At 67.8% G+C, this 16901-nt stretch carries 17 protein-coding genes; 9 read left to right on the forward strand and 8 right to left on the reverse strand.

Annotated elements, in window-relative coordinates; genetic code table 11:
• Window positions 1-171: 171 nt before the first annotated feature.
• The gene (locus ACSVDD_RS14855) at window positions 172-1551 is read right to left on the reverse strand and encodes an aspartate aminotransferase family protein (RefSeq protein WP_448190145.1); all 1380 of its coding nucleotides are present in this window, start codon (window positions 1549-1551) and stop codon (window positions 172-174) included.
• Between the two features lie 144 nt (window positions 1552-1695).
• On the opposite strand from ACSVDD_RS14855, the gene ACSVDD_RS14860 reads away from it, so the two are divergent.
• On the forward strand, window positions 1696-2325 hold the full coding sequence (locus tag ACSVDD_RS14860; RefSeq protein WP_448190146.1) for a glutathione S-transferase family protein: 630 nt from the start codon (window positions 1696-1698) through the stop codon (window positions 2323-2325).
• An 18-nt stretch (window positions 2326-2343) separates the two neighbouring features.
• On the opposite strand, the gene ACSVDD_RS14865 is transcribed toward ACSVDD_RS14860, so the two are convergent.
• On the reverse strand, window positions 2344-4089 hold the full coding sequence (locus ACSVDD_RS14865; RefSeq protein ID WP_448190147.1) for a putative bifunctional diguanylate cyclase/phosphodiesterase: 1746 nt from the start codon (window positions 4087-4089) through the stop codon (window positions 2344-2346).
• Window positions 4090-4399: 310 nt separating this feature from the next.
• Between ACSVDD_RS14865 and ACSVDD_RS14870 the strand changes: the two genes are divergently transcribed.
• Both ACSVDD_RS14870 and ACSVDD_RS14875 read left to right on the forward strand, forming a co-directional pair.
• On the forward strand, window positions 4400-5236 hold the full coding sequence (locus ACSVDD_RS14870; protein ID WP_448190148.1) for a universal stress protein: 837 nt from the start codon (window positions 4400-4402) through the stop codon (window positions 5234-5236).
• Window positions 5237-5489: 253 nt separating this feature from the next.
• Window positions 5490-5690, forward strand: coding sequence for a hypothetical protein (locus ACSVDD_RS14875; RefSeq protein WP_448190149.1), 201 nt, complete (start codon window positions 5490-5492; stop codon window positions 5688-5690).
• Between the two features lie 12 nt (window positions 5691-5702).
• Here the strand turns inward: ACSVDD_RS14875 and ACSVDD_RS14880 are convergent, their stop codons facing one another.
• Complete coding sequence (locus ACSVDD_RS14880) at window positions 5703-6074, reverse strand: hypothetical protein (protein ID WP_448190150.1); 372 nt, start codon at window positions 6072-6074, stop codon at window positions 5703-5705.
• Window positions 6075-6330: 256 nt separating this feature from the next.
• On the opposite strand from ACSVDD_RS14880, the gene ACSVDD_RS14885 reads away from it, so the two are divergent.
• From ACSVDD_RS14885 to ACSVDD_RS14895, 3 genes are all read left to right on the forward strand, one after another.
• Window positions 6331-6543, forward strand: coding sequence for a hypothetical protein (locus ACSVDD_RS14885; protein WP_448190151.1), 213 nt, complete (start codon window positions 6331-6333; stop codon window positions 6541-6543).
• A gap of 167 nt (window positions 6544-6710) precedes the next feature.
• Entirely contained in the window at window positions 6711-7184 is a 474-nt protein-coding gene (locus tag ACSVDD_RS14890) for a helix-turn-helix domain-containing protein (RefSeq protein WP_448190152.1), read from the forward strand.
• 105 nt (window positions 7185-7289) lie between these two features.
• Window positions 7290-7472, forward strand: a complete 183-nt coding sequence (locus tag ACSVDD_RS14895) for a hypothetical protein (RefSeq protein WP_448190153.1) — start codon at window positions 7290-7292, stop codon at window positions 7470-7472.
• A 69-nt stretch (window positions 7473-7541) separates the two neighbouring features.
• Here ACSVDD_RS14895 and ACSVDD_RS14900 read toward each other — a convergent pair whose 3' ends face one another.
• The 3 genes from ACSVDD_RS14900 to ACSVDD_RS14910 all read right to left on the reverse strand — a co-directional run bounded on the left by ACSVDD_RS14900 (window position 7542) and on the right by ACSVDD_RS14910 (window position 11113).
• A complete protein-coding gene (locus tag ACSVDD_RS14900) occupies window positions 7542-8363 on the reverse strand; it encodes a flagellin (protein ID WP_448190154.1) in 822 nt (273 codons plus the stop codon).
• Between the two features lie 546 nt (window positions 8364-8909).
• Entirely contained in the window at window positions 8910-9800 is an 891-nt protein-coding gene (locus ACSVDD_RS14905) for a LysR family transcriptional regulator (protein WP_448190155.1), read from the reverse strand.
• A gap of 536 nt (window positions 9801-10336) precedes the next feature.
• A complete protein-coding gene (locus ACSVDD_RS14910; protein WP_448190156.1) occupies window positions 10337-11113 on the reverse strand; it encodes an enoyl-CoA hydratase/isomerase family protein in 777 nt (258 codons plus the stop codon).
• Window positions 11114-11260: 147 nt separating this feature from the next.
• Here ACSVDD_RS14910 and ACSVDD_RS14915 point away from each other — a divergent pair, with 147 nt between their 5' ends.
• From ACSVDD_RS14915 to ACSVDD_RS14925, 3 genes are read left to right on the forward strand one after another with little or no spacing between them, the layout of a single operon-like run.
• Window positions 11261-12922: a peptide ABC transporter substrate-binding protein gene (locus tag ACSVDD_RS14915; protein WP_448190157.1), complete on the forward strand. Its 1662-nt coding sequence runs from the start codon at window positions 11261-11263 to the stop codon at window positions 12920-12922.
• A 7-nt stretch (window positions 12923-12929) separates the two neighbouring features.
• Entirely contained in the window at window positions 12930-13907 is a 978-nt protein-coding gene (locus tag ACSVDD_RS14920) for an ABC transporter permease (protein WP_448190158.1), read from the forward strand.
• Between the two features lie 10 nt (window positions 13908-13917).
• Entirely contained in the window at window positions 13918-14811 is an 894-nt protein-coding gene (locus ACSVDD_RS14925; protein WP_448190159.1) for an ABC transporter permease, read from the forward strand.
• Between the two features lie 117 nt (window positions 14812-14928).
• Here the strand turns inward: ACSVDD_RS14925 and ACSVDD_RS14930 are convergent, their stop codons facing one another.
• Together ACSVDD_RS14930 and ACSVDD_RS14935 are read right to left on the reverse strand one after the other, a co-directional pair.
• On the reverse strand, window positions 14929-16101 hold the full coding sequence (locus ACSVDD_RS14930) for a M20 aminoacylase family protein (protein WP_448190160.1): 1173 nt from the start codon (window positions 16099-16101) through the stop codon (window positions 14929-14931).
• A gap of 139 nt (window positions 16102-16240) precedes the next feature.
• Entirely contained in the window at window positions 16241-16855 is a 615-nt protein-coding gene (locus ACSVDD_RS14935; RefSeq protein WP_448190161.1) for a glutathione S-transferase family protein, read from the reverse strand.
• Window positions 16856-16901: the final 46 nt, after the last annotated feature.

The raw sequence follows: 16901 nt of genomic DNA on the forward strand, positions 1-16901 counted from the left end.
TTGCCACCGACAGCGGCCATCCCCTTGGGGCGCCGCATTAGGATGGCATCATTATTGCCGAGGCGCCACTTGGCATTGACCGAAATCAACTGTGCGGGAACGAAGGGAATCGGGCCGCCGGAGATGCGCCCCCTCCCCCGCCAACAGCCGGGGAGAGGGCACACGAAGCCCCTACCGCTTCAACGCCGGCACCGCGGCGTCGAGGGCCTTTTCCAGGCGGTCGAACATGGTGGCGACCTCCGCCTCGGTGATGATCAGCGGCGGGCAGAGCGCCAGACTGTCGCCCATGGCGCGGGAGATCAGGCCGTTCTCATGGCACAGCGCGTTGACCGCCGCACCCGCAGCCCCCACCGGCTCGAACGGCGTCTTCGACGCCTTGTCCGCCACCAGTTCGATGGCGCCGATCAGCCCGGTGCCGCGCGCCTCGCCGACCAGCGGATGGTCGGCCAGGGCCTTCAGGCGGCGCTGGAACGCCGGCGCCACCGACCGCACGTGGCCGAGGATGTCGCGCTCGTCGTAGATCTTCAGCGTCTCCAGAGCCACCGCCGCCGCCACGGGATGCGCGGAGTAGGTGTAGCCGTGACCGAAGGTACCGATCTTCTCGCTTTCCACAACGCAGGCCTGATAGATCGCCTCCGACACCATCACCGCGGAGATCGGCAGATAGCCCGACGACAGCGCCTTGGCGCAGGTCAGGATGTCCGGCTGCATGCCGAAGGTCTGCGTGCCCCAGAAGTTGCCGGTGCGCATGAAGCCGCAGATCACCTCGTCGGCGACCAGCAGGATGTCGTACTTCTTCAGGATCGGCTGGATCTTCTGGAAATACGTGGCCGGCGGCACGATGACGCCGCCCGCCCCCATGATCGGCTCGGCGAACATGGCGGCGATGGTGTCCGGCCCCTCGGCGAGGATCAGCGCCTCCAGGCTTTCGGCGAGGCGCGTGGCGAACGCCTCCTCGCTCTCGCCCTCGTTGGCGAAGCGGTAGTGGTGCGGGCAGTCGGCGTGCAGGATGCGCGCGATCGGCAGGTCGAAGTCGCGGTGGTTGTTGGGCAGACCGGTCAGGCTGGCCGTCGCCACGGTGACGCCGTGGTAGGCCTTGTTGCGCGACAGGATCTTCTTCTTCTCGGGCCGGCCCAGCGCGTTGTTGTAGTACCAGATCAGCTTGACCGCCGTGTCGTTCGCCTCGGAGCCCGAGTTGGCGAAGAACACCTTCGACATCGGCACCGGAGCGCGGGCGAGCACCGCTTCGGCCAGATCGATGCCGGGGTCGTGCGACTTGGAGCCGAACACGTGGTAGGTCGGCAGCTTGCGCATCTGCCGCGCGGCGGCTTCGACCAGACGCTCGTTGTCGAAGCCCAGCGACACGCACCACAGGCTGGCCAGCCCCTCGATGTACTCCTTGCCGGAGTCGTCGTAGACGTACACGCCCTTGCCGCGCTCGACGATCAGCGGACCGGTGGTCTCGTGGACCTTCAGGTTCGTGTAGGGGTGCAGAAAATGCGCCTTGTCGCGGCTGGCGGCCGAGTTGCCGGTGGCAGTGGTGGCGGTCATGAATCCTCCCTGGGGCCTTGGGACGTCGGCCCGGTAGTTCGAAATATTAAACACCCCTGATGCAATATGCCACACCCGCATCGCGGCCTTGCGCCCAGCGGGGGACACGCGGTCCAATGGCGGCTCACGCCTTGGAGCCCCGCCATGCCCACGCTCTACCTGCTGCCGAGCAGCGCCGCCATGGCGCCGCACATCCTGCTGCGCGAGATCGGAGCGCCGTTCGATCTGGTCATCCTCGACAGGGAACACGGCGAGCACAAGGCGACCGCGTACCTGAAACTGAACCCCATGGGCCGCGTGCCGACGCTGGTGGACGGCGATCTGGTGGTCTTCGAATCGGCGGCGATCTGCCTGCACCTCGTGGACCAGCACCCGGACCGCGGCCTCGCCCCGCCGGTCGGCACGCCGGAGCGGGCGCGCTTCTACCAATGGCTGGTCTACCTCACCAACACGGTGCAGGCCGACATGCTGCCGTACTTCTATCCCGACCGCTTCGCCCCGCCCGAGGATTCTGACCGCGTCAAGGCCATCATGGTGGACCGCCTGATGGGCCACTTCGCGCTGCTGGACACGGAACTGGAGGGCCGGGAGTACCTGCTGGGCGAGCGGGTCTCGGCGGCGGACATCTATCTGTTCATGCTGGCGCGCTGGACCCGGCACATGCCGCGCAAGGCGCGCGACCTGCCGAACCTCGGGCCGTATCTGGCGCGCATTCAGGCGCGGCCATCGGTGCAGGCGGTGTACGCGGCGGAGGCGTGCGAGGCGTTCTACTGACGCCGGCGACCGGGGCGACTACGGCTCCTGCCGCCAGGGCAGGTTGCCTTCGACCATCTTCTCGGCTTCCTCGGCGGACAGCGGCTTGGCGAAGTGGTAGCCTTGGCCGTAGTCGCAGGCCAGCGCCCGCAGCAGGTTTGCGTCGGCCGTCGTCTCGATGCCCTCGGCGATGACGTCGAAGCCCAGAAGGCGCGCCAAGTCCACGATGATGCGGACGATGGCCCGGTTCTCCTCGGACTGGTGCATGGCCGAGACGAAGGAGCGGTCCACCTTCAGGCTGTCGATGGGCAGCTTGTGCAGGTACGACAGCGACGAATAGCCCGTGCCGAAATCGTCGATGGACAGCTTGATGCCTAGCCCGCGCAGCGTCTGGAGCAGGCGGATCGACTGCTCCGCCTTTTCCATCACCGCGCTCTCGGTCAGCTCCAGCTTGACCCACGACGGCTCGACCTCGGTCTCGCGCACCACGCCGCGCACGATGTCCACGAAGTTCGGCTCGCGCAACTGGCGGGTCGAGAGGTTGACGCTCATGAACAGCGGCGCCGAGCCCGGCGCGCGCTTCTCCTGCCACCCGGCGACCTGCCGGCACGCCTCGCGCAGAATCCATTCGCCCAGCTTGACGATCAGGCCGGTGCTCTCGGCGATGGGGATGAAGACGACGGGCGGGATCAGGCCGCGCTCCGGGTGGCTCCAGCGCATCAGCGCCTCGAAGCCGGCGAGGCCGCCGGTCACCATGTCGACGATCGGCTGGTAGGCGACCCACAGCTCGTCGCCGCGCTCCATGGCGCGGCGCAGATCGTGCTCCAGGCGCACCTGCTCGACCACGCGGGCGTGCATGGCCGGGTCGAACCAGGCGTGACGCGCCCCGCCCTGCTCGCGCACGCGGCCCGTCGCGATCTCGGCGTCGCGCAGCACGTCCTCGGCCCGCTCGTGCGTCTCGCTCCAGGTCGCCACGCCGATGCTGGCCGACAGGAACACCGCCGCCCCCGAGCTGGAGCGCGCGGCGCGCACCACTTCGGAAACGCGCTCGATCTTGCGCTCGACCGCAGGCGGGTCGCACTCGCCGGCGATCAGCAGCGCGAAGGCGTGGTCGCTGACGCGCGCCAGCAGATCCACCGGGCCGCCGTCACGGCCCAGCCGGTCGGCGAGGTCGATCAGCAGCTCGTCGGCGAAGCCCTGGCCGAGGCTGGTGCGGATCTCGACGAAGCGGTCCATGTCGAGGATGACCAGGGTGAACGGCTCGCCCACCGCCTGATAGTCGCCCATGTGCTTTTGCAGCAGAAGGCGGTTCGCCAGCCCGGTCACCGGGTCGTAGTAGGCGAGGCGGAACAGGTCGTCCTGCGTCTTGCGCCGCTCGGTGATGTCGTGCAGCAGCACGAAATAGCCGGCGACGGCGCCGCCCGGCCGACGGTACGGCACGTGCAAACGTATGACGTAGTGCTGCCCGCCGCTGGGGTGCGGCATCCAGCCTTCGGTCTGCACCACCTCGCCGCGCAACGCGCGGTCGGCCATGGCCTGAGTCACGCGGAAGTGGTCGTCGCCCAGCACCTCGGCAATGGTCCGGCCGCTGAGGTCGGGCAAGCCGTTGCCCATGAAGGACTGATAGGCCGGGTTGGCGTACACGTGCCGGCGGTGCGTGTCGAACAAGCCGATCATGACCGGCATCGCCTCCATCACCTGCAACAGCGTGTCGAGCGCGGGCACGTCGGTGTCGCTCCCCGTCAGGGAAGCGGCCAGCGCGTCGAGGTGAGGGTCCGGGGTCATGGGCAGGGGAAAGGTCGCACCAAAGGACAAGTGAACAGGCAACAATTACGCGAAACCTCGCGTGCGCGTCAAAACCAAACCCGCCAATAACGCCGCCGGCCCCAACAATTATACGCTGGTATGCACAGACGCCAGACGCCGCGCAGCACGTCACGGTTGCCGCATCAGCCAAGCAGACACGCGCACGTGCGCAGCCGCCGTTGCCCGCCCTGCGCCGGGCGCGTAGGGGGGCAGCCTTCATCGCCATCGATTTCAGGACGCCGGCCAGTCTATAGTTACAGAAAATCCGGAGCGACGAGGGGAGAGGAACATGGCACTCAAGGATGTGCTGGTGGTGGTCGACGATACGCCGGCCGCGGCCGCGCGAATCGACGTGGCCGCCCAACTGGCGGTGAAGCACGACGCCCATGTGACCGGCCTGTATGTGATCACCATGGCGACCATCCCGAACTTCCTGGAAGCCGAGATCCCGGAAGCCGTGCGCTCCGCCCAACGCGCCCGCGCCGAGGAGCAGACGGCCAAGGCCGCCGCGCTGTTCGACGACCGCATGCGGCGTTTCGGGCTGACCGACCGTTCGGAGTGGCGGGCGGTGCGCGGTGCGCCGACCGAGCTGGTGGCGCTGCACGGCCGTTACGCCGACCTTGTGGTGGTGGGTCAGGTCGATCCCAGGCGCGACCGCGACATGCCGGCGCTGCTGCCGCAGGATCTGGTGTTCGACTGCGGCCGGCCGTTGCTGGTGGTGCCCTATGCCGGCAGCTTCGCGTCGGTGGGCGAGCGGATTCTGGTCGGCTGGAACGCCAGCCGCGAGGCCGCGCGCGCGGTGGGCGACGCCCTGCCGCTGATCGCCACGGCGCAGCGCGTGCTGGTGCTGGCGGTGAACCCGAAGCCGGGTCAGCTCGGCCTCGGCGACGAGCCGGGGGCGGACATCGCCCGCCACCTGTCGCGGCACGGCCGAATCCAGGTGACGCACGTCACCACCGATGCGGTGGAGCCCGGCGACACCATGCTGAACACCATCGCGGACGAGTCGTGCGATCTGGTGGTGATGGGGGCCTATGGCCGCTCGCGCCTGCGCGAGCAGGTGCTGGGCGGCATGACGCGCTACATGCTCCAGCACATGACCGTGCCGGTGCTGCTGAGCCATTGACCATCGGTCCGGGAGCCGCGCGTGTCCGAATCCCCACCGGCCTGCCGCAGCTCCCGCTGCCGCCATCGCGGCGACTGCGGCCGGAACCCCGCCGCGGCTGCCGCGGCGGAGGGGCCGGTGGTGGAACGCCCGCGTTGCTTCGAACCGCGCCCCCGAGTCGAGACGGCGCCGCTCGCCCGGACGGCCGCTTGAGACTAAGTGCGAGCAACCCCACCTTAAGCGGTGGAATTCCCTTCATTGCCGAGCCGGCCCGATGTCGCTCCCCGCAAGCCCTCCATCGACGCCGCGCGTTCGGACCTTCACGGAGGACCCGGAGACCGTCGGCATCGACATCGCCGGCCGCGAATTCCTGCTGGCGCGGAACGACGCCGTCGAACTCGCACTGAAGATCCTAGCCGCCTGCGGGGTCCAACTGCTGGACTCGCCGCCGCAACCGCCGGCCAGCCCGACCTGACGCGCCCCCCCATTACCGCTGCACCGGCGTACGATCCGGGCGTCCGTAGGCGAGGTGGTCGATGCCGCCATACCGGGATTGGCCGGTCGATCCCGCGTCCGGCTTGATGCGTCCCATCAGCCGCTCCAGCGACGCCCAGGGACTCGGCGCCGCTTTGGACGCCGCGCGGCGGGCGGGCTTGGCCGTGCGGGCGCGGGCGGGCTTGGCCTGCTGCGGGGCGCCACGCGCGAAGACGTCGTGGCAGCCGCCCTGCGCCTGCGCGCGGGCCAGCGCCGCCTCGTCGAGCAGCCAGCAGTCGGCTGGCCGCGCCGCGCCGGCGGCCGGCGCCTCGCAGGCCATCGTGAGAACTGCCAGGGCCGCCGCCCCGCACACCGCCAGCCGCATGCCGCGCTTCCTCGATGGGAACCCACGAGATAAACGCACGCCCGGACCGGAATTCGAGCGCAAAGCCGGGGTAACCGGCGGCGGACGGGCTAACGAAAAGGGTGTGCCCCGCCGGACGCGGACGGCCGGATCACGCGCACGCCCCGGTGTGATGCCTTTCCGTTTCGTGCTATTCCATCTGTGACATGCCCTGCGTCTCCGGCGCCTGCTATGGTCGCACAGGAGAGCCGTGCATTCGGCGGCAAATGGAGACCTCATGAAGTCCGACTCGAAAGCGACCGACCGCAACAGTCTCGAAGCTCTGACCGAGGCATACCTGTCCAAGGGCGGCACAATCCAGCAATGCGCCCCGGGTCCTTCGGAAAACGTGACCTACAAGCACTCGATGCGCGGCCGCCCGCGCCCGAAGGCCGACGGCGCCCCGAAACCACAGGAAGCCAGCACCGCCGCACCGTCCACCGACGCATAAGAGCCGTCCGGCCACACCGCGAAGGGCGCCCGAGGGGTGCCCTTCGCTTATTTATTCACATCGGATCCTTCAAAGGTATAAGCATTGCCATTGATTTTGCGCGAGCGTCCGGCGAGCATACGGCAGTATGTACACCGCACATCGCGACAACCCATCCGTAGGCTCCCATGGTCAAGCGCAGCACGCAGCAGCCCGCCCGCCTGAAGAATGACGACGAAGAGGGCGGCCCCAACGCCGTCGACATCCATGTCGGATCGCGAATCCGGCTGCGGCGGACGTTGATGGGCATGAGCCAGACGGCACTCGCCGATTCCGTCGGGCTGACGTTCCAGCAGATCCAAAAGTACGAGAAGGGCGGCAACCGCGTCTCGGCGTCCCGCCTGTGGCAGTTCTGCCAGGTGCTGGACGTGCCGGTGTCGTTCTTCTTCGACGACATGCCCGCCGAACTGCTGGCGGACCGCGGCCACCCCGGCGCCATGGGGCCGTCCGGCGAAGGCGAGTCGACCGGCGTCATGACCCGGCGCGAGACGCTGGAACTGGTGCGCGCCTATTACCGCATCCAGAACGAGCCGGTGCGCCGGCGCATCTACGACCTGTTCAAGGCGATGGGCGCCGCCGACGACGAACAGCCGAAGAGCTGAGCGGGCCGGGGGATTTTCCCGGACGCGTTGGGCCGGCCAGTATAAGCTGGCGGCCCTCCGGCCGGGTCGCGAGACCCGCCGCATCAGAGTGAACAGGATCAGCCCATGACCACCCCGCCACGCCGCCGCATGCCCTGGTCGTTCCGCCTCTGGTTCGCGTTCCTGGGATTGGTGGCGGCCGGCATGATCGCCGCGGCGGCCTATTCGGCGTACGTGGTGGCGGAAGCCGGCCCCGAAGGCTATCACGGCATCGACGCCAAGCCGCCAACGGCCGCAGGCCGACCGTAACAACGACCGCAGGCCGGCCGTGAGCGCGGGTGCGCTCCGGTTCCGGCCCGGTGGTGCGGTCGATATCGCTTAACGGAACAGGCTGGACAGGATCTGCGGGGCCTGGTTGGCGATGCCCAGCGTCTGCCCACCCAACTGCTGCTTGATCTGCAACGCCTGCAAGGCCGCGCTGTCCTTCGCCAGATCGGTGTCGACGATGGCGCCCAAGCTGGTGGTCAGTGCATCCTGCATGGAGCTGTTGAACTTGATCTGTGAGTCGAGGCGCCGCGAGTCGGCGCCGAAGGTGTTCAGGGCATTGCCGGCCTTCTTCTCCGCCGAGGCGAAGTTGCCGGTGAGCAGCGTGACCGCCGACGTCGCGGTGCCGACCGCAGCGAACGCCGCCGAGATGGCCGCCGACAGCGCAACGCCGGTGCCGCCGACGGTGTACTGGCTGCCGTCCGTGCTGGCGATGACCGAGATGTTGGTCTTCTGGCCGCTCAACAAGTTCATGTTGTTGAACTTGGCGCCCTTGATGTAGTTCTGCACCTCGGCCTTCAGCGCGGTGAAGTCGTTGTTGTACTTCGTGCGCATGTCGGTGTTGAGGTTCTGGTCGGCCAGCTTGGTCAGCGTCTCGCGCGACCGGGCCAGCGCGTCCGAGATGTTGGTCGCCGCACTGCTGAACACAGTCGTGGCGCCCTTGGCGACGTTGAGCTGGCTGTTGACGGCGTCGAGAGCGGTTTTGCTTGAGCGCAGCGACTGCGCCACCGAGAACGCCGCACCGTCGTCCACCGAGTCGGCGACCTTGTAACCGGTCGTGACCCGCTTCTGAACCCTGTTGAGTTCGGTGACAGTGCTGTTCAGGCTCCGCAGTGCGACAAGCGCACCCGGATTCGTGTTGACGGAGTTTGCCATTTTACGCTCCTTCACCGCAGCGATATTTTCTCGCCACGCCCACAAAGAATAGCGCAAACCCCTTAGAGATTGCAATTATTTGCTGGCCAAATCCCGTTTTGCGAAGTGGCCATACCACTTGGCGTCGTTGCCCCGAAGACCGCTCAGAGCAACGCCTCCGCTCCTGCCCCAACAAAAAATCCGCCGCTAAGTCATTGACTTAGCGGCGAAGTTGAACAGGGAGGCTTCACGTCTGGGAGACGCCGGGCCGAAGCCCAGCCCTGGGAGAGCCCCAGGATGAAACGCCGGATGCTGCGGCGCAGCACCCAACGGGACAAATCTGAGCGCTCCGCAGGGGTGACGCTATTTACAATTCATTAAGCCTACCATGCACTGCCCGCATGGCTTGCAAGGCACTGGAATCCCGACTGGAATCGCGTTTCCGTTCGGGGTTCCCCAAAAGAAACGGCCCGTTGCCGGGAGTCTGGCACGGGCCGTTCACGTGTTTTGCGAGTCGCTGCCGGAATCGGAGCGGGTTTGCCGCGCGTCCGGTCAACGCTGCCCGCTTCAGAACTGGCTCTCGGCCACCTTGCGCACCAGGAAGTCGCGGAACACGGCGATGCGCTTGGAGTGGCGCAGCTCCTCGGCGTAGACGAAGTAGGCGTCGACCTTCGGGCCGGTGAGGTCGGGCAGCACGCGCACGAAGTCGCGCGCGTTCTCCACCAGGAAATCCGGCAGCGCGGCGATGCCAAGCCCGCTCTCCACCGCGCGGTAGATGGCGTAGACGCTGTTGACCTGCAACGCCGGCCGGCGCCCGCGCGCCACACCTTCGCCCAGATCGAGGATCCAGTTGACGTTGGGCACCGGGGCGCGGACGTCGGGCGGGTAGACGATGATGTCGTGCTCCAGCAAATCGGCCGCCGTCTTGGGGATGCCGTGCTTCTTCACATAGCTCTGGTGCGCGTAGAGGTGGAAGCGGACTGACATCAGGTGCCGCTGGATCAGGTCCGGCTGGCGCGGCGTGTTCATGCGGATGGCGATGTCCGCCTCGCGCATGGCCAGATCCAGCTCGTTGTCGTCGATCAGCAGCGTCAGCTGGATGTCGGGGTAGATCGACAGGAATTCCTGGATGCGCGGCGTCAGCCACGTGGAGCCGAAGGCGACCGTCGTGGTGACCTTCAAAGGCCCCTTCGGGGTTTCCTTGCTCTCGGTGAGCATGGCCTCGGTCATCGACAGCTTCGCGAACACGTCGCGCGCCGTGCGATGCAGCAGCTCGCCCTGTTCCGTGAGGATCAGCCCACGCGCGTGGCGGTGGAAGAGCGGAACGCCCAGGCTTTCTTCCAACGCGCTGATCTGCCGGCTGACGGCCGACTGACTCAGGTTGAGAGATTCGCCGGCGTGCGTAAAGCTCCCTGCTTCGGCCACGGCATGGAACACCCGAAGCTTGTCCCAGTCCATCATCCAGTCCTGTTCAGCGTTGGCGGAGAAACAGATCCGCTCTTCTTTTGGTTTGTGCAGCGCATAATACGCCGACTTCGGTTATACCGTTAACGCGGCACGAAAGCACGCCCAACCGACGGATATCGGCGCAAAAGCTGTGCAATACTTGCCGGAAAGCAGGAAAAGGGCGGCCGATCGCCGCCCTGGTTGCCTTGCGCGACGGCGCGCAACGCCGTGATGGTGGTGCGCGTGGTGATCTGCTCGGGATCGACTCGCACTTCCCGCCGGCTGGAACGCGTCCGGGCGCGCTATGGAAGTAAAGTGGCGGAGTCCCGGTTGTCCGCCAGGGCGTGGCATCGCGGGCAACATTCACACGGATTTTGGGGATTTGAACACGGATTACACGGATTTTTTTTACTCGTGTGCAGCATCGGCCTTCGGGATAGGCGAGCGCTGCGCAAGCATGAAAAAAATCCGTGTAATCCGTGCCTCAATCCGTGCAATCCGTGTGAATGTTGCCTCCAAGGCGGATCTTTCGGAATCGGGGGCAGCCCTCAACTCCCGCCGAACACCGGCTTGCGCTTGTCGAGGAACGCCCGGTAGCCCTCGCGGAAATCGTCCGTCCCGAAGCAGCGGTAGCATTCCGCCATCTCCGCCTCGGAGAACGGCGCCGGGTCGGCGGCGCGGCTGACGAACTGCTTGTGCCAGCGCGCCGCCAGCGGGGCGCCGTCGGCAATCCGCTTGCACGTCGCCGTCACCTCGGCGTCCAGGCCGCCATCGGGCACCACGCGGTTGACCAGCCGCATCTCGCGCGCCAGATCGGCGCCGAAGACCCGGCCTTCCAGCAGGATTTCCAGCGCGAAGGGCCGGCCGACCACGTCGAACAGCAGCTTCAGTTCCGGCAGCGCCATGGAGATGCCGAGCCGGCTGACCGGCACGCCGAAGCGGCTGGACTCGGTGCACACCCGCAGATCGCAGGCCAGCGCTACCGCCAGCCCGATCCCGGTGCACGGCCCGTCGATGGCCGCCAGAGTCGGATGCGGGCAGTCGCGGATCATGAACATGATCGCGTCCATCAGGTCGCCGTAGGCCTGCGCCTGATCTGGCGCGTTGCGCTCGCTCTCGAACTCGGAGATGTCGGCGCCGGGGCTGAACGCCTTGGCCTGGCCGCGCAGCACCACGACGCGCACCGACCCGTCGGCGGACAGCGTGGTCATGGCGTCGCGCAGCGCCAGCCATTGCGGCTTGTCGAAGGCGTTGAGCCGTCCGGGGTTGTTGAGCAGAACGGTGGCGACGACGCCGTCGCGCTCCACGGTCACGGTGCCGGCCATGCGGCAAGTCTCCTGGTAAACGGATTGGGTCAACGGATGGGGCGGCGATGGTCTGCCGCGAGCGCCAAGCGGTCAAGAGCTTTACCGGGGCCGACGCACTCCCCATAGTTGGCCCTATAGTTGGAAAGCAGTTACGAAGGGGGGACGATGCGACACCGTCTTGGCGCGCTCATGCTGACGCTGTGCCTTGTTGCGGCCCCGGCGTTCGCCGCACGCGACACGCTGACCATCGGCATCAGCCAGTTCCCGGCCAACTGGCACCCCTCCATCGAGGCGATGGCGGCCAAGCACTACGTCCTGGAGATGGCACGCCGGCCCTTCACCACCTACGACGCGGACTGGAAGCTGACGTGCATGCTGTGCACCGCCCTGCCCAGCGTCGAGGCCGGATCGGCGGTGCTGGAGACGCGGGCGGACGGCAAACAGGGCTACGCCGTCACCTACACCATCCACCCGCAGGCGACCTGGGGCGACGGCACGCCGATCACCACAAAGGACGTGCTGTTCACCTGGGAGGTCGGCCGGCACCCGCAGAGCGGCTTCACCAACGCCGACCTCTACACCCGCGACATTCTGAGCATCGACGCCAAGGACAACAAGACCTTCACCATCCACCGCGACAAGCCGCTGTGCACCTACGCGGAGATCGGCGATTTCGCCGTGCTGCCGGCGCACCTGGAAAAGCCTGTGTTCGACGCCGATCCGGCCGCCTACCGCCAGCGCTCCAAGTACGAGACCGACACCACCAATCCGGGGCTGTGGTACGGGCCGTACAGGATCACCGCCGTGGAGTCCGGCGCGCACGTGGTGCTGGAACCGAACCCGACATGGTGGGGGCCGAAGCCGCCGTTCAAGCGCGTGGTGGTCAAGGCCATCGAGAACACCGCGGCGCTGGAGGCCAATCTGCTGTCCGGCGGCGTCGACCTGATTCCCGGTGAGGCCGGCCTGCCGTTCGATCAGGTGCTGGCCTTCGAGAAGAAGCACGGGGCGAAGTACCGGATCGTCTTCAAGCCCGGCCTGTCCTTCGAGCACATCGACCTCAACCTCGACAATCCGGTGCTGGCCGACGCGCGGGTGCGCCGGGCGCTGCTGCTGGCGGTGGACCGCGGCGCCATCTCCAAGCAGCTGTTCGAGGGCCGCCAGCCGGTGGCCGACAATCAGGTCAACCCGCTGGACCGGATCTACAGCGAGGACTTCAAGCACTATCCCTACGATCCCAAGGAGGCCGCAAAGCTGCTGGACGAGGCCGGCTGGGCCGAGAAGCGCGGCGGCGTCCGGGTCAACGCCAAGGGCGACAAGCTGGCGCTGGAGATCATGACCACCGCCGGCAACCGCTCGCGCGAGCTGTTGGAGCAGGTGATGCAGGCGCAGTGGAAGCAGGCCGGGATCGAGGTGCGCATCGTCAACGAGCCGGCGCGCGTGTTCTTCGGCCAGACCCTGCGTGAGCGCCGCCACAAGGCGATGGCTCTGTTCGCCTGGATCTCCTCGCCGGAGAACATTCCGCGCACGACCTTCCACTCGACCATGATCCCCACCGCAGCCAACGGCTGGGCCGGGCAGAACTACACCGGCTTCAAGAACCCGGAGATGGACAAGGTGCTCGACGATCTGGAGACGGTGTGCGAGCCCGCCGCCAACAAGCGCCTGTGGACGCGGCTACAACAGATCTATGCGGACGAGCTGCCGGCGCTGCCGCTGTTCTTCCGCGCCGACCCGCACATCCTGCCGACCTGGATCGACGGCATCGTGCCGACGGGCCACGAGTCGGCGACGACGCTGTGGATCGAGACGTGGACGGTCAAGGAGTGAGGGAGCTTTGACCCGCTTCCTCGCCTCCCGCCTGCTGCAAGCGCTCGTCGTCCTGCTGCTGATGAGCTTTTTGGTCACCGTGCTCATCGCCCTGATGCCGGGCGATCCGGTGGACCTGATGATTGCCGGAAACCCGCGCGCCACCCCGGCCGACGCGGCGCGGCTCAAGGCGCTGTACGGCCTCGACCGGCCGCTGTGGGAGCGCTACGTCAACTGGCTGTGGGCAGCGCTGTCCGGCGATTTCGGCTATTCGCGGCTGTTCTCGCAGCCGGTGCCGGCGGTGCTGCTGCCGCGGCTTCTCAACACGCTGATCCTGCTGGGCGCTGCCTTCGTGCTGGCGCTGTCCATCGCGCTGCCGCTGGGCGTCTATGCGGCGCGCAACCAGCACTCGCGGGTGGATGACGCGGTCAATCTGTTCTGCTTCGCCGGCATCTCGGTCCCGGCGTTCTGGCTGGCGCTGCTGCTGATCCTGCTGTTCGCGGTGGAACTCGGCTGGCTGCCGGCGTCCGGGATCGGGCCAATTGGGGGGCCGGCCGGCGAGCAGGGATGGCTGGCGCGGCTGCCGTACTTCGTGCTGCCCGTCGCGTCGCTGACGCTGGCGAGCGTCGGTGGCTACACCCGCTATGTGCGCGCCTCGATGCTGGTGGAACTGCGCCAGGATTATGTGCGGACCGCGCGCGCCAAGGGCTTGGCCGAGGGGCAGGTGGTGTGGCGGCACACGCTGCGCAACGCGCTGATCCCCATAGTCACCATCGTGGCGCTGGAGTTCGGCACGCTGTTCTCTGGCGCCCTGGTGACCGAAACCATGTTCGCGTGGCCGGGCATGGGCAAGCTGATCTACGACTCGATCATGGGCAACGACGTCAACGTGGCGCTGGTGGCGCTGCTGCTGGCGACGGCGACGACGCTGGCCGGCAATCTGCTGGCCGACGTGGCCTACGCGGCGCTCGACCCGCGCATCACCTTCAAGGACGTGCGCTCGTGAGGGGCCGCTCGTGAGGGGCCGCCCCTTCCTGCGCCGCTTCACCCGCCACCGTCTGGCGACGATCAGCGCCGTCATACTGGCGCTGCTGGCGCTGGCCGCGCTGGCCGCGCCGTGGATCGCGGCGGCGCTGGGGGTGGACCAGACGGCGGTCAGCCTGCTCGACCGCTTCGCCGCCCCCTCGGCCGACCACCCCCTGGGCACCGACGAGTTGGGGCGCGACGTGCTGGTGCGGCTGCTGTACGGCGGGCGGGTGTCGCTGTTCGTCGGGCTGGCGGCGGCGCTGGCCTCGGCGTTGATCGGCACGGCGATCGGGCTGCTGGCCGGCTATTTCGGCGGACGGCTGGACGACGCGCTGATGCGGCTGACCGACGGCATGATCGCGCTGCCGCTGCTGCCGCTGCTGATCGTGATGGCCGCCATTGACCCGACGCGCCTGGGCCTGCCGGCGGAATGGGTGTCGGGTGAGGACGCCAGCCTGGGCCGCATCGTCGTGCTGGTGGCGCTGTTCGGCTGGACCACGGTGGCGCGGCTGGTGCGCGGGGCGACGCTGTCGGCGCGCAAGCGCGACTATGTGCTGGCGGCGGTGGCGCTGGGTGCGGGCAGCCGGCGCATCATGCTGACGCACATCCTGCCCAACGTCGCCGCCCCCGCCGTGGTGGCGGTGACGCTGACGGTGGGGAACGTCATCCTCTTGGAATCGGTGCTCAGCTTCCTGGGATTGGGCATCCAGCCGCCGCTGCCGAGCTGGGGCAACATGCTGACCAACGCGCAGGAGATGATCTCCACCGCGCCGATGCTGGCGGTGTGGCCGGGGCTGTTCATCTTCGTCACGGTGATCGCCGTCAACCTGCTGGGCGACGGCTTGCAGGACGCGCTCGACCCGAGGAGCGGCGGGTCTCGTTGACAACATTCCCATCTTCAGGTACGTTGTCCGAGAACATGGGCGCCGTGTGTGCCGCGCAAGGGAATGCGTACTGAACACCCCCTGCACAGTGTTTCACGGTGTTCCAAACTGTTCCATTCACCCCCGCGCCAGCAGCGTCTCCACCAGCGTCGCCCAGTAGCTCGCCCCGACCGGCAGCATCTCGTCGTTGAAGTCGTAGTGCGGGTTGTGCAGCGTGCAGCCCGACGGGCTGCCGCCCTGGCCTAGCCACACGTAACAGCCCGGCCGCTCGTGCAGCATGAAGCCGAAGTCCTCCGCCCCCATGGATGGGGCCGGGTCCCAGCTCACGTTGACCGCGCCGACCACGCGGGACGCCACCTCGGCGGCCAGCTTGGCTTCGGCCTCGCTGTTGATGGTCGGCGGGTAGCCAGGGCGGATCGTCAGCTTTGCGGTGGCGCCGAAGCCGGTGGCGACGCTCGACACCAGCCGGGCGAACTGCTCGTGCAGGCGTGCGCGGGTCTCCGGGCGGAAGCTGCGGATGGTGCCGTGCAGCAGCGCCTCGTTGGGGATGACGTTGAAGGCCGTGCCCGCCTGCACCCAGGTCACCGACACCACCGCGCTGTCCTGCGGGTCGGTGCCGCGGCTGACCAGACTTTGCGCCGCCGTGATGATGTGCGCGCCGATCAGCACCGGGTCCACCCCCAGGTGCGGCATGGCGGCGTGCGCACCCTGCCCTTCCACGGTGATGGTGAACTGGTCGGCCGCCGCCATGACGGCGCCGGGGTGCACGGCGATTGTGCCCGGCGGCAGGTCGGGCCAGTTGTGCATGCCGAACACGCGGTCCATGGGGAACTGGCGGAACAGCCCATCCTCGATCATGGCGCGGGCGCCGGCCTTGCCCTCTTCGGCCGGCTGGAAGATGAAGTGCACGGTGCCGTCGAAGTTGCGCGTCTCCGCCAGATAGCGCGCCGCCCCCAGCAGCATCGTCGTGTGCCCGTCGTGGCCGCAGGCGTGCATCTTGCCGGGCGCGGTGGAGGCGTGCGCGAAGCCGTTGGCTTCCGGCATGGGCAGCGCGTCCATGTCGGCGCGCAGACCGATGGCGCGCTCGCCACCACCAAGGCCGCGCAGCGTGCCGACGACTCCGGTACCGCCGAGGCCGCGGTGCACGTCGACGCCGAACTCCTGGAGCTTGGCGGCCACGAGGTCCGAGGTGCGGCGCTCCTCGTAGGCCAGTTCCGGGTGGGCGTGGATGTCGCGGCGCCACGCGGTCATGTCGGCGTGGAAGTCGGCGATGCGGTTGATGATGGGCATGGTGCTCTCGGTCCGTCAGCCGTGAACTGTGGAGCGCGTAGCGCGACTGGGCCGTTGAGGCCCCGCGGCCCTATGGCCGCGAAGCCAAGGCCGCGGATGCGGCCGCCCGGCGTCTGAGGGAAAAGAAAAATGTTCGCCTTTACTCCGGGACGGCCATGCCGCGCTGCACGGCGGGGCGCGCGGCGATGGTGTCGTGCCAGCGCATCAGATTGTGGTAGCGCTCCCGCAACCGGCCGCCGCTGGTCGCCGCCACGGCGATGAACGGGAAGCAGGAGATATCGGCGATGGAGTACTCGCCGGCAAGGTACTCGACCTGCGCCAGCCGGTCGTCCAGCGCCTTGTAGCAGCGCAGCAGCTCGCCCTTGAACAGGTCGATGGCGTAGGGGATCTTTTCCGGTGCACGGACCGAGAAGCGGAACATGTCCACCGCCGTCGGCCCCAGGTCGGAGACGCCCAGCATCATCCAGGACAGCGCCTCGCCTTTGGCGTCGCCCTGCGGCAGCAGGCGGCCGGTGCGCTCGGCGAAGTGCAGCAGGATGGCGCCCGAACCGAACAGCCGGCGCTGCACGCCGCCCGGCAGTTCCTCCAGGATGGCCGGCAGCTTGCCGATCGGGCTGATGCTCAGATAGTCGGGGTGCTTGTTCTCCCCGGCCGTCAGGTCGAGCCGGTGCACCTTGTAGCTGAGCCCCAGCTCCTCCAGCAGAATGGAGGCCTTGTGCCCGTTGGGCGTGGGGAACGTGTAGAGCGTGATCATCGGTGACGACCCTCCCGCGGGGTTCGTGATTCTTGCCGTCACTGTC

Source organism: Azospirillum terrae (genome assembly GCF_053470425.1).